Source organism: Maribacter aquivivus (assembly GCF_900142175.1).
GTDB classification, from domain to species: domain Bacteria; phylum Bacteroidota; class Bacteroidia; order Flavobacteriales; family Flavobacteriaceae; genus Maribacter; species Maribacter aquivivus.
The window spans coordinates 1,370,971-1,385,914 of sequence record NZ_FQZX01000001.1 but is presented as its reverse complement, the minus strand read 5'-3'; the positions used below and the strand labels follow the sequence as shown (position 1 = coordinate 1,385,914).

Annotated in this window: 5 protein-coding genes; 1 reads left to right on the top strand and 4 read right to left on the bottom strand. The window is 34.9% G+C overall.

Annotated elements, in window-relative coordinates; genetic code table 11:
• Positions 1–81 precede the first annotated feature (81 nt).
• The 3 genes from BUC31_RS05850 to BUC31_RS05840 form a co-directional block, all read right to left on the bottom strand.
• The gene (locus tag BUC31_RS05850; protein WP_073243782.1) at positions 82–873 is read right to left on the bottom strand and encodes a polysaccharide biosynthesis/export family protein; all 792 of its coding nucleotides are present in this window, start codon (positions 871–873) and stop codon (positions 82–84) included.
• Positions 874–1,076: 203 nt separating this feature from the next.
• The gene (locus BUC31_RS05845; RefSeq protein ID WP_073242104.1) at positions 1,077–1,769 is read right to left on the bottom strand and encodes a 4'-phosphopantetheinyl transferase family protein; all 693 of its coding nucleotides are present in this window, start codon (positions 1,767–1,769) and stop codon (positions 1,077–1,079) included.
• 37 nt (positions 1,770–1,806) lie between these two features.
• Positions 1,807–9,198 carry a hybrid non-ribosomal peptide synthetase/type I polyketide synthase gene (locus tag BUC31_RS05840; RefSeq protein WP_073242100.1) on the bottom strand — a complete coding sequence of 2,464 codons (7,392 nt, stop codon included), beginning with the start codon at positions 9,196–9,198 and terminating at the stop codon, positions 1,807–1,809.
• Positions 9,199–9,717: 519 nt separating this feature from the next.
• Between BUC31_RS05840 and BUC31_RS05835 the strand changes: the two genes are divergently transcribed.
• Positions 9,718–10,578 carry a class I SAM-dependent methyltransferase gene (locus BUC31_RS05835; protein WP_073242098.1) on the top strand — a complete coding sequence of 287 codons (861 nt, stop codon included), beginning with the start codon at positions 9,718–9,720 and terminating at the stop codon, positions 10,576–10,578.
• A gap of 21 nt (positions 10,579–10,599) precedes the next feature.
• Here BUC31_RS05835 and BUC31_RS05830 read toward each other — a convergent pair whose 3' ends face one another.
• The gene (locus BUC31_RS05830; RefSeq protein ID WP_084134949.1) at positions 10,600–14,559 is read right to left on the bottom strand and encodes a non-ribosomal peptide synthetase; all 3,960 of its coding nucleotides are present in this window, start codon (positions 14,557–14,559) and stop codon (positions 10,600–10,602) included.
• Positions 14,560–14,944 lie beyond the last annotated feature (385 nt).

Below are 14,944 nucleotides of genomic sequence, written 5' to 3'. Positions count from 1 at the left end.
GTATACATAACCAGGTTATGGTGGTTATAAAACATTAAGACTTAAGTAAACTGTTTTTTTTTTAAAGATATATTGTTGAGTTTACTTAAAAGTAGAAATAGAAATAACCGCTAATGATAAAGAACCTAGTATTACTGAAAACCACTGGGCAGCATTAGAGGTGTTTCTAACCTTTCTATCGTTAGGCTGAACATAAACGATGTCATTTGGTCTTAAGTAGTAGTTCGGAGAGGTAAATAATTCGTCTGATGTCAAATCAATTCTTTTTGTACTCTTAACTCCATCTTCTTCACTAATCAACAAAACATTATTTCTCTGTGCATAAATGGTCATATCACCTGCCATCCCTAAAGCCTCAAGTAATGTTACCTTTTCATTTGGAATGGTAAAAACTGCAGGCTGATTTACTTCGCCTAAAACAGAAACCTTAAAGTTCATGAATCGAATATCTACAATGGGCTCCATTAATAACTTTTTCGAAATTAATTCTCCTCTAATATACTCTCTTAGCTCTTTTTTGGTCAACCCAGAAACTTCTATTTTACCTAAAACCGGAAAACGTATGAAACCATCTTGATCAATTAAATACCCTGTAGGTTGCGCACCACCAGCGTTATTGGCTAGGTTGAACATCTCTGTTACTTCTGCATTTAAACTGGTAATGTTTATGCTCAACAAATCATTCTTCTGTAATATTGGTTCTAATGGTTCAAAATAAGTAGCAAATGAATTGTTACCTACTTCATTAAAGTAAGAAGACTTTTTTGCACTACCACAAGATGAAATTTGTAATGCAACTAGTAATAGTAAAGAAAATCTAAACAATGAATTTCTTATGTTCTTAAAATTAAATGGGGAAATATCAGCTTTCATAAATAGTAAAGTTTGTAGCTTATAGTTATTGTACATGGTAAGGGTCAAAATTAAATCAAACAAAAATTGATTGCTTATAAATTCCGACGTCATCGTTTATATAATCGTCGTAATTAAGAAATCTATCTATATCACAATTACCGCCTAAGCAGATTAGATATAAACGAAAGCACTTTAACGGCCATACAAGGCATACACCGCTATTAGCAAAAAGATTTAAAATTGTTACATGACCCAAAACCTGTAATTAATTCCGTATTAAGACTTGTTAACGTCATTACGTTATCGGATATTATATTTTGGGTGGCTACATTGCATATATACTGGGGATTGAGAGGTATTTCCTTCAAAAAATAACATTGATCCGCAACTGTTGCTTGATGGTTATTTATTTCAAATGAATTCAAAGGTATATGCAAACCAGAACCATTTGCCTTAACAATAGCCTCTTTTTGGGTCCAAAATCTATAAAACTGCTCCTGTACATTTGACGAACTTATGATTGCTTCGTATTCTGACTGAGAGAATTGATCTATAAAATCATGAATATTGATATCACTGATTTTCTCAATATCAACGCCTATATCACCCACCGATGTAATTGCGCAAACAATTACATCATTGGAGTGTGAAATGTTGAATTGAATAGATGAATTTTCTAAAAAGGGTTTTTTATCCTTAGAGAAATTCATCTTGAGGTTATTTATATCTACTTGATACAAATTCTTTAATCCGTAAGCTAATAACAACCTACCAAGAATGGTAGATTTTGCATCTTGCCAACGTTTATATTTAGAAAACTTGTTTACAAACTCCGTCGAGAAACGATGCTTTGCTTCAGCAAAAAAAGAATCGTTGCCTTCATCGGTTAAATAAGTAAACAATAAATGTGTCATCTAAATAGTCATATCTATTTTCTAAATCTTTCTATTTTTAAATCTCAATTTTCAAGTAACCGCTCTCTTGGCTAGCATCTGCGACATACCAAGCTGGTTGGCCTTTTTCATCCCTTCCTAAACGTGCACCAGGTACCGGAGGCGTATTCAATTTATCAAAAGAAGATTGCGAGCTAACCACATGATTACCATTTACTGCTTCCTTAGATAATATACCTACAGCTACCAATTCGTCTATAGAAGACAATAACGTTTTCATCAAGAAATCAACATCATCGCTCGTATACGCAGTGGTCAAGAAACAAGGGAAACCGTCCCAAATATGAATTCCTTTTTCACGCATACTAACGAACAACAATTCTGAATACGGAATATCTTTCTTGAATTTCAATCTCCATAAAGATCCAAAATAAGTGATTTCTATTGGGAGTCCGTCTTTTGCAAAAGTAGCATTCAAGCTTTTTGCCATACGTTCTGTCATAGCAGATACATTTGCCTGCAAACTTGGACCTTGTTCTTTCATGTGAAGCAAGACTGCCTTTGCAGAAGCCAGTGCTAAAGGATGACGTACAAAAGTACCCGCAAAATAGGTAACCCCAACCTCAGGGTATGAGTCATCACCATATTGCCAAAATCCGCCATCAAGCGCATCCATATACTCTTTTTTACCTACAATAGCACCGATGGATACTCCGCCGCCAATTACTTTACCATAAGTTGCTAAATCAGCTTTAACATCAAATAATGCCTGCGCTCCACCCGGATGCATTCTAAAACCGGTAATAACCTCATCGAAAATAAAAGCAATCTCTTCTGCAGTAGTTAGTTCTCTTACTTTCTTAATAAACTCTATGGGTTGAAATTCTGGTCTACGACTTTGAACAGGCTCTATTAGCACTCCTGCAATTTCATGAGCTCTATCTTTAATTATTTGCAAACTTTCATCTGTACCATAATCAAGAATTAACATGTTCTGAACTGCTTCTGGTAAAATACCAGCTGCTGCCGGAAACGTTTTCTTTTTCTGAGAACCTCTTACAATACCTTCATCATTAATACCATGATAAGCACCTGTAAACGCAACAATAAGCGAACGCCCGGTTACAGTACGAGCAATTCTCATAGCTCCAAGAACAGCTTCTGACCCTGTGTTACATAAAGCAGCTCTATCATGACCTGTAAATTCACATAAAAGTTCACAAACCTCGCCTGCCAAAGGATGTTGTGGTCCTACTTCATAACCCAATTCAATTTGGTCATGCATGGCTTTTTTAATGAAATCTGGCTGATATCCAAAAAAGCAAGATCCGAATCCGTTTAAGGCGTCTATGTATTCATTACCATCTACATCCCATAGACGGTTACCCTTAGATTTACCGATTACAACTGGATAAACCAACTCTTTGGTTAATGGCTTAAAACCAGATACTACTCTAGGATCTGCCATTTTAGCTCTATTATTTTGAGCGTAGTTTTTGCTACCAATAGTTTTGGTATTGTACCTTACTGTAAGATCCTTTAAATACTGCGATTGTGCCTGATCTAAACCAGTGGATTGCCTTTCAATTCTAGGTGATGCTCCAAATGGTTTTTTATGTTCCATCGTTTCTTGTTCTGAACGTGCATCTAAAGTAGAAGACCCATTCACCACTTTTGCAGGAGCAGGATTTGGAACAGCAACAGGCTGTGGGGCTTGAGCTACAGTATTACCCTGTAATAACTGAAGCTGTCGACTTAACAAATTAAGCTGCTCACCTATTAGACCTATAGCCGTTTGGTTTGTAGCCGAAGTGGTATAATTAGCAGGAACAACTTGTTGAACTTGATTAAAAGCGGCAACTGGCTGAGGAGCTGCTTCTACAACCGGTTGTGGTGCCATTACATCTGCCGGTAAGTTCTTATCCAAGTAATTGGCAAGAAGCTCAGGAGTATTTATATCTTCATTTAGCTGTCTAAATGTAATTGGTATCTTAAATTCTTTTTTACAGGTAATAGCCATTTGTGTTAGAATTAAAGAATCTAATCCTAATTCTAAAAAGCTACTGTCTTTGTCGGCAACTTCAAGCTCAATTCCGTATGAATTTGAAATTAACTCTGAAATTTTATTTAAAATAGAGACGTTTCTCATTGGTGCGGCACTTTTTGGTTTTTCTATTATTCTAGTTATCGGCTGATCGGCATTCAAATGGGTTCTTTCTTTTGGAATAGAAACCAGAGGATCGATCCAGCATGGTTTGCGGTCAAAAACATAGGTTGGTAATCTAAGTTTTTGCCTTTCTTGGTTTGTGTATAAGGCGTTCCAATCTATGGTAAGACCAGTTAACCACAATTGCCCTAAAGCTTTCAATACCCCGTTATAAGAATTCTCCTCTTTTTTCGGGATAGCTAATGAAGCTAAAGATTTTATATTTTTTGCACCTTTATTCTGGCGACTTAAAGTAGTAAGCGTATTACCCGGACCCACTTCTAACAAGACAACGTCTTCTAACTTTACTATGGTATCCATAGCATCTGAAAATCTTACGGTATCTCGTAAATGGTTTGTCCAGTATACAGGATCTACAGCCTCTTCATTTGTAAGCCAAGTACCTGTAACGGTTGATATTATTGGTAATTCAGGAATATTTAAGTTGATATTCTTGACCACATCACCAAATTCCTCTAAAATAGGATCCATCATAAAGGAATGAAAAGCATGACTGGTAGCAATTAAACGGTATGCTAAACTCTGCTCTTTTAAAAGTTCACTGAATTTCGTTATCTCATCATCTTCACCAGATACTACACAAAGCTTTGCTGAGTTTACAGCTGCTATAGCTAATGTCTTCGGAAGAATTTTTTCTAGCGATTCTTGATCTATTCTCACGGTAAGCATACTCCCTTTTGGAAGTCCGCTTACCAGAATACCCCGCATTGAAACTAATTTCAAGGCATCTTCTAAACTGAAAACTCCGGCTAAATGAGCACCTACAAATTCCCCAAGGCTATGTCCGCATAATACAGTAGGCTGTATTCCCCAGCTCATCCATAATTGTGAAAGCGCATATTCTATAGTAAATAATGCAGGTTGTGTATAGCGGGTATCTCGTAACTTACTTTCTGCTTCCTCAGAACTTGCATCCTGAAAAATGATTTCTCTGATATCTACTTTTATGGTATCTAATAATAAATCAGCACAAATATCTACAGCTTCTCTAAAAACACTTTCCCCATCATAAAGGTCTTTACCCATGTTCAAATATTGGGAACCCTGACCTGGGAGTAAGAATACGATCTCACTAGGAATGTTTTTTACAACTGATGACTGTGTCGTTTTTAGATCGTTATCAATCAAAAATGCAGAAGCGTCTTTTGTATCACTTGCTAAAATAAATCTACGATTATTGAAACTTGCTTTAGTAGTACTTAACGTGTAAGCTACATCTGCCAAATTTAAATCTGGTTTAGCATCGATATGTTTTTTTAATACTGTTTCGTATCCAGCTAAACTTGTATTGGTTTTCGCAGAAATAGGTAGTAGTTGTAAAGGGCGTTGAAATTTAGAAGTCCTCGCTTCCATTTCATATTCTTCTACTACAATGTGCACATTGGTTCCACCTACACCAAATGAACTTACACCTGCTCTTCGCTGACCTTTAACATTCCAATCAGACAGCTTATTATTGACATAAAACGGACTGTTTTCAAAGTCTATTTCAGGATTAGGCTTATCAAAACCTAATGAAGGTGGTATTACTTTATGATTAAATGCTAAAACTGTTTTTATTATACCGGCAACACCTGCTGCTGCAGTCATATGCCCCATATTACTTTTCACAGAACCTAGCCCGCAGAAATTCTGCTTCTCTTGTTCCCCAAAGGCAAGGTTTAATCCCTCAACTTCTATAGGATCACCTAATGGTGTCGCCGTACCATGCGTTTCAATATAACTGATAGTATCTGGTGAAATATTAGCATCATTAATAGCTGCTGCAATTGCATTAGCCTGACCCTCTGCACTAGGCGCTGTAAAGCTACCTTTATGACCACCATCATTATTTATACCAACACCTTTTACAACGCCATAAATAATATCGCCATCTTTCTTTGCCTCTTCTAAATCTTTAAGTATAATAGCACCTGCACCATCACTAAAAACGGTACCTCTAGCTTGAGCATCAAAAGGTCTACAATGGCCATCTGTACTCAGCATAGACCCCTCTTGATACAAGTGACCGCTATTCATTGGTGCCGTAATACTAGACCCACCTGCAACAGCAATTTCACACTGCCCGTTACGTATTGCTTCCACCGCCTCGGCAATTGCCAATAACGATGTAGAACAAGCGGAATGCACACTAACTGCAGGTCCTTTTAAATCTAACTGATATGCTGTTCTTGATGCTATATAATCTTTCTCATTTGCGGTATCTAACTGCAGTTGACCAATAGCCTCTACAACTTCACTATTGGGCAGTATATTCTTTTTATAATAGGTATTTGTACCCGTACCAGCATAAACCCCTACTCTACCTGTATAATGTTCTGGCAAGTGACCAGATTCTTCAAGTACTTCCCAAGCCAGTTCTAAGAACAAACGTTGCTGAGGATCCATTGCCGCAGCAAATTTAGGAGTCAATCCAAAAAAGCGGGCATCAAATGTTTTTGCAGAAGGGACAATACCTCTTGCGGCAACATACAAAGGATCTTTTCGTGTCGCTTCAGGAATACTTTGGTCTAATTCCTCTGGAGTGAAAAATGAAATTGTTTCTCTTCCATTCTTTAAAACATCCCAAAACTCATCAATAGTATTAGCTCCTGGAAATCTAGCAGACATGGCAATAATAGCTACATCCTTAGATTTATTTTTATTTTTTACGTTTCGCTTATTAGAAAACAATGCTGTTTTTTTATCGCCTCCCATAAATGCTGAAAGCCCAGAAATAGTAGTATACTGATATAATTTGGTTACCGGTATTCTTACTTGAAGTGTTTTCATAATGGCGTTAACCACTTTTTGCGCTACAATAGAAGTACCGCCCATTTCAAAAAAGTTATCGTCTAAACCTATACCCGATACTTTTAGTTCTTTTTCCCAAATACTGGCAAGTCCTTTTTCAGTCTTAGTACGAGGTTTTCTAAAAATTACATCTGATGTTGCCCTGAGATACTCTGGCTCCGGTAATTTTTCTTTATCGATTTTACCGTTTGAATTTGTTGGAAACTCATCTACCCACATAAAAAATGTAGGCATCATAAATTCTGGAAGTTTATCAAAAAGCTCTTGCTTAATACTACTTATTTCAGGTTTATCACCATCAGCTAAAAGGTATGCAACCAACCTGGCTTCACCTTCTGCATTTGTATTAGGCAATACCACCGTACGCTTTATCCCTGCAATAGCATCAATAGAAGATTCAATTTCCCCTAATTCTACTCTGTGCCCACGAATCTTAACTTGGTGATCTATTCTACCTATATATTCTAAAGTACCATCAGAAAGTCTTTTTACTAAATCACCTGAACGGTACATTTTTTCTCCATCTTCAAAAGGATTATCAATAAACTTTTGATCAGTCAGTTCTGGTCTGTTCAAATATCCTCTTGCAAGACCATGACCAGAAATACATAATTCACCTATAACTCCTATAGGTTGCAATTGGTTATTGGTATTCACCACATGAGAAGATAATGTTGATATACAGTTACCAATATTAGAAATATTGGTTTTGATATCTTCGTCATCAATGATATTAAACGTTGTAAATATGGTCGTTTCTGTAATACCATACCCATTTACAAATTGAATACTTGGAAATTTACAGTACCACTTTTCTAGATACTTAGGAAATAAAGCTTCTCCCCCAAAAATGACATATCGTAAATTTAAATCAACATCATCTGTAGGCAAACTACCCATAATGTTTAAAAAAGATGAAGGTGTTTGATTTAAAATCGTCACCTTTTCCTTAATTACCAAGGACATGAACTCGTAAGGATCCTTAATCACCTCTTTTGAAGGAATAATAAGTTTACCCCCAAATAACAATGCCCCGTACATTTCCCAAACCGAGAAATCAAAACAATACGAATGGAACATGGTCCAAACATCAGTCTCATTAAAATCATAGAATGGTTCATCATTTACGAACAGACTAACAATATTTCTATGCTCTAATTGCACACCTTTGGGCTTACCCGTAGTACCAGAAGTGTAAATAATATATATTAAATCGCTAGGTTCTAAGTTGATGTCTTTAACTTCTTCAGTAGAATACGTATCACTAGTGGCATTAAATTCTTCTATTGCCGCAGCATCAACCGTAAAATCGCAATTACTATCCTCTTTAATATAATCTATTCGCTCATCGGGATAATTTGGGTCTACAGGTACATACACAGCCCCTGCCTTTATAATACCCATCATACTTACAATCAACCATTCGCTACGCTCCAGTATTAAACACGCAAAATCACCTTTGGCGGCGCCATGTTTTTTAATAAGATAGTCGGCAAATTGATTCGATAATTTATGAAGCTCAGCATAGGTTAACGAATTTTCTTCGTAAACTACCGCTATGTTATTCGGAGTTTTAACTGCTTGCTCATTTAATAAATCAACAATAGTTTTCTCTCTTGGGTATGCTGCATAAGGGTTATTAAATTCATTCAATAATGTAGATTGGTCTTTTTCTGAAAGAATATTAAGACTACCAACTGCTGTTGAAGATTGTTCAATTAAGAGTGGCACAATATGCTTATAGTGCTGCATGAATTGCATGATCAACTCTTTGTCAAAAATATTCTCGTTGAAAATTAGATCGAATTTAATATGCTCATCAGCAATATTCAATACCACCTTAATATTCGACTTAGAATGGACCGAGCCAATAAATTCAATGGCATCTGTAGCATCGGTATCGTTTGAAATAGTAGCCGAATCTTTTATAGAATTTATGGCTAGTACAACATCTAAAACAACGTTCTCACCATTGTCCTTTACCAGATTAAAATCTTTTAAAAATTTATCGGTCGGGTATGGATTCGCTTTATGTAAAGCAAGTATTTCTTTTGCTTGATTATTTAAAGTAGTAAAGTCTGTAGTAGGGTCTATGCTATTTCTAAATAACGCTAGATTATTATGAGCATTGTCGTTATCATCGAAAGTTAAACCGAATGCAATATCAATTTGATTGGTGTATCGTTGTAAAAGAATACTTAACGCTGTAATAAAAAAAGCCTCAATCTTATTATCGCCAACTATATTGGCTTTTACTTTACTTGTGACATCAGCAGAAAATTGGGTACGTAACAAAGAACCTTGATCAACACTATTTTTTACAGTTAACTTTCTACTAGGTAGATCTAATAATTTGACATCATCTAATAAAATATTCTTCCAATATGCTATGGTAGAATCAGTTATTAAATTCGCTTTTTTGGCTTCCATTATAAAATGATAATTAGGTATAGACTTGTGGGGTTGCTATTTACTTATTTTTAGTTGAAAATGGCGAACTTTTAAAACATTAGATGGATTATATAGAAATTTAATCCATCTAATGTTTTAACTAATTCATTTTCAATACACATGTCTGTCTAAAATATTGCAAATAATCAATCAAGTAAAATTACTAAATATCATAAACAATTTGACTACAAAGAAGTGGCTTAAAAGTAATATCTTGATAACTAAAATATCACAAATAATTGAATATCAATATTTTACAGTAAACATTAGTGCAAATCACTCCATTTATTATTTTTTTATTCCCTAAAATTTCATCGAGAAAAAAATGACGTTCTTCGAAATAGAATTGAGATTAAAAAAAGAGGATAAATAACCATAGTTTATAAGCAGATTTCATCGATAAATGACTAAAAATTTCCACTAAGAGAATTAAGTTTTTTTAAAAACAATCGACTTTATACCTAATATTGCATATCAATTATTTTTTTTTACACTGTGATGAAAAGTAAAATTATAATTTTTATTGGTGATTTACTTGTCTTTCTAATGCCTAAAAAGGCTGAAGAATTTGCTAAAACCGGCATGACTATCACTGACGGAAACAAAATTACTTTAACTGAACGTTTTATCCGCAAATCTCTTTTAAGAAAAGTAGAAGAAAATTCAGATCACGAAACCCTGTCTAAATTTCATAAAGCATATTGGGAACATCAGGGTGACAACTTTTTTGCTGCAACAAAAGACTCTTTTGAAAACAATTTCTTACCGGAATGCTCTTTTATTTTTGAATTGCTGAAGGAGAAATTATCAACTGAAAATGAGGGTTTCAATACTATAGTTGAGATAGGGACAGGTAATGGAAAGGTCTTGAATTACCTAAGCGAACAGCTCCCTCAAATTAAAAGATTTGTAGGTATTGATTTAAATCAAAATCAGATTAAACAGAACAAGGAAACTTACAAAAAGAACACGCAACTTGAATTCGTAGCTAGTGATGCTTTTGATTGGGTTAATACCTATGCTAACAAAAATATGATCTTTGTAACTTCTAGAGGAGTTCTAGAGTACTTTACTGAAAGTAGACTACAAGATTTTCTACAACAGGTAAATCGCTTAGGAAATACCATTTTCATTGCTATTGAACCCAACGGCGTTGATCATGATTTAAAAATTAATAAGCATTCTGAACCTTATGGTTATGAGCGTTCATTTTCTCACAATTACGAACTACTGTTCAAAAATGCAGGCTTTAATTTATGGCATCACTCCAGAAAAGATAGCAGTACAGAGCACTATCTAAGCTATATGGGTGCTGACAATTATAGCGAAAAAGAAATTTTAGCGGCTATTACTATTTAACTATTAGAAAACTTCTAAGCTTTAGTTGTTATCAAGCACTCTTTGCAGCGATGCTGATAAAACTTTATCATTAGGAGGGCTAAACATACTTAGGTGATCTCCTGGTACATAATGTAGCTCAATTCCGTTTTCTGCAAAAGATTTCCAGCCAAGATTTACACTATCATGCGTATAATCAATAACATCTTCGATTCTAAATAAATCGACCTTTATTGGCAAGGATTTTAAATGATACCTATCTACAACCTTATTATGCTCAATAATTCGACCTTCATACTCCCAATCATAATCCGTCTTAGATACTGTAGTTTTATCTTTCTTTAATCTTAAATACAATTTCTTCAAGTTAGCTTTTGTGACTCCAATCCTATATTTAAACCCTTCTCTACTTGATAATTGCTTTAAAACATGCAAGGTCTTATTAGCTAAATAATTACCATAAGCTATCTTTTTACCTAAACTAGTACTCTTACCGTAATGGGCATAGGCGTAGGTATCTAACAATACCAAAGCAGAAATCTCTTCCCCTTTTGCCATTAATTGTTTTGCCATTTCATAGGCGATAATACCCCCAGAAGAATAACCCGCTAACTTATAAGGTCCTTTTGGTTGTGTTGCCAAAAGAGACTCATTATAATGTGCTGCTATTTCTTCTACAGAAGTCAATAAATCTTCTTTACCGTCTAAACCTTTAGCCTGAAAAGCATAAATAGGCTGCTCAGGATCCATATTATGCTTTAAAGTTTTAAAAGAAAGTATATTTAACCCTGCACCATGAACTATAAATAGTGGCGTTTTAGATCCGTTTTTTTGAATTGGCACCATTGAATCCCAGGTTACGGTATTCTCCTCAATTTTTAATAAACTCGCCAGACTTTTAACCGTTGAATATTCAAACAAAGAAGATAACGGCAAACGTTGACCAGATTTTTCTTCTAGCCTAGTCATTACTTTGGCAGCAATTAAAGAATGTCCACCTAATTCAAAGAAATCATCGTTTAAATTAATAGTATCTAAAAACAAACACTCTTTCCAAACTTCAGAAACTAATTTTTCCGCCTTGGTAAAAGGTTGCGTGCTTTCTACTTTATTAGTAATTATATGCGTACCATCTGGCAGATTTTTTCTATCTAATTTACCATTTAAGGTAATTGGTAATTCATCTAATTTAATATATTCATGGGGCAACATAAAAACGGGTAACTCAGATGCTAGTTGCTTCTTCCAAAGTGCAACATCAGTATCCCATTCATCGTTTGTACCTTCATAAACAACATATGCTTTTAAAGCATTATTTCTAACATCAGTGGCTGCAGACTGAATTCCTTTCAATTTATTTAAAGAATGTTCAATTTCGCCAAGTTCAATTCTATGTCCGCGAACTTTAACCTGCCCATCTTTACGACCCAAACATTCAATTTGACCATTAGGCAAAAGTTTACCCAAATCGCCAGACAAGTACATTTTAGTGCTCGTTTCAGCTTGAAACGTATTGTTAACGAAACGCTCGTTGGTAAGTTCTTCCTGTCCTAAATATCCATTGGTTACTCCGTCGCCACCAATAACTATTTCTCCAACTTCCCCAGTTCTCACTGGTTTACCGTTAGCATCTAGAATATAAATATCTGTATTTGCAATAGGCTTGCCTATGGTAATAGGATCATCTTGATCTGTAATTTTTGTAAGTATACAGCAAACGGTGGTTTCCGTAGGACCATAAATATTCCATACTTCATCAACCTTTTCTAGCAACTTTAATGAAAGTGCTTTAGAAACCGGTTCGCCACCAATAAGAGCCTTAATGTGCAATGGTTTTTTCCAACCAGAATCCAGTAAAATTTGCCATATCGTTGGCGTACCCCATATAACGGTTATGTTATCTTCTATTGCTTTTTGTAATAAAAGGTGACCATCTTTTCGTGTTTCTTCATCGACCAATACCACACTGGCACCATGAATCAATGGCAAGAAAATCTCCATAACCATGGCATCAAAAGAGATTGTTGTGGTAGCAAATATTTTATCATTTGGTGTAATACCTGGCTCATTACCCATAGAAAACAACAGGTTCACAACATTATTATGTGTTACCTGCACGCCTTTTGGCTTTCCTGTAGATCCAGAAGTATATATAATGTACGCTCCTGCATCAGAAGGTACTTTTACATCAATAATGGTTTCACTAGTTTCATTTGCTTTGATTCTTAATTCTTCAATGAAAATCGTTTTAGCACCATGTTCTAGCGCTTGTTTAGATGTATCGCAAATAAAGAACGCCGATTCAGCATCTGAAATCATCAATAAGGTACGATTATCAGGGTATCCGGTATCTATAGGCACATATCTAGCACCACACTGAAGAATTGCAAATAGCGTCGCAATTAACTCAGGTGATCTCTCCAATGAAATAGCAACTGTATCTCCTGGTCTTATACCTTTTTCCCACAAGTACACAGCAGTACTATTAATTTTTCGCTGCAACTCTGCATAGGTAACCTTTTCGTTTTTAAATTCTAATGCAATTGCTGTTGGCGTACTTGTAGCCTGCTTATATAACAATTCATGAAGCGTAGTATTAGGATAGTCTAATGACAATCCCGTTACAATACTATCTTCATTAGATCTGTTTAGTATTTCAGATAATTTAGCATTAGGCTGTTCAATCAATTTATTTAAAATAGCATTGAAAGATTCGCCCATAGCATGTATAGTACTTTCTTTAAATAAGTTGGTATTATATGACCATTCTAAAACTATATTGTCTTTCGACCCTGTGGCATTCAAGAATAATTCGAAGGTTTCATATTCTCGTTCATTACTATGATATTTATACGAAAGCCCTTCAAAAGTAACGCCATCGTCCAAATCCATATCAACATTAAAAACTACAGGTACTAATGGGACTCTACCTGGAGTTCTAGGAATGTTAAGCTTCTTTAATAAGCTACCAAATGACAATTCTTGATTCTCGAAAGCATCAAAATTGGCAGATTTTCTTTTCTTTAAATAGTCTATAAAACTGTCGTCAATGTCTAGATTACTCTTCATCGGTAACAACTTCACACAATGCCCTACAAGATGCTTTGCGCCCATAGATGATTGCCCTGCAACAGGCAACCCCAGCACAATACCTTCTTGTTTGGTAATTTTATACAGTAATATTTCAAAAGCCGCCATTAAGGTAAGTACCAAACTAGAGTTACCCTTAATACCAGTTTGTTTAATACCTTTTACTACGTTTTTATCTAATAACTGATTAATTCGTGCACCGTTATAGGTTCTCTTGGTTATCTGTTTAAAATCTGTAGGAAGATTAGTTTTCGGTATATCGTTTTGAAAGACATTCAACCAGTACTGTTCCGTTTGATTGAATTCCGGACTTATTTTTATTTCATTTTGATGCGCCACATACTCAGTATACGGCACCGAATCAGGAAGATTATGAGAAACATTTTTGACCTTTGCAGAATACAAGGCTCCTAATTCTTGCATGATAATACCTAAGGACCAACCATCACAAACAATATGATGCGTGGTCATTATAAACTGAAATTTGTCAGCTTCAGTTCTAAGAACCGCAAATCGTATTAATGGTTCTTTGGTAAGATCAAAGACCTTACCAGTATCGTTCTTGGTATAGCTTTTTATTGCAGCATCTTTTTCCTGAGAAGATAGACCAGCATAGTCTTGTAAATCTATGTTTGCGATGATAGCCGCAAATACATTAATAAATTTTCCATCAGGACTAAATACAGAACGTAAAGCTTCATGCCTACTAATAAGCATGTCAACAGACCATTGTAATGCGGTAATATCTAAATTACCTTCAAATTCAATGATCAATGAAAGGTTATATGCTTTATTCGCATCGTCACCACCAAAATAACAAGAATACCAAATCTCTTCTTGCGCATCTGTAGTGTGCAGAATATGTTTTATCTCTGGGCCTTCAAAAGGATTAAAATGTGTCAGTACTTCCAAGATTCTTTAATAAATAGGTTATTGCAATTCAAAATTTAGGGGAACCAACAGCCACAAAGGTCTTATAACTTAAAGTTTCTTTAGTCATTTTAATCAGGTATTTACTACTTCATTAAAAATAAACAAAAGGTCTCTAACTTATTAAACGAACATTATCATGGCAGCGATTAAAATTTACAATTATAACATTGTGCGATAAATATATTATAAATCTATAGAATAGATATTTAGTTTCGCTGATGTGTAGTGAATACTAGATGTGCGTTTGAAAGAGAAGAAAAAACATAAATATTATGGAAGCATTTGAGCTTAATAAGTCCGCTAAAAATTGAGAGCTAGGTAAGCTATAACGTTTAATATAAAACGCAAAAAGTGTAATAATGAA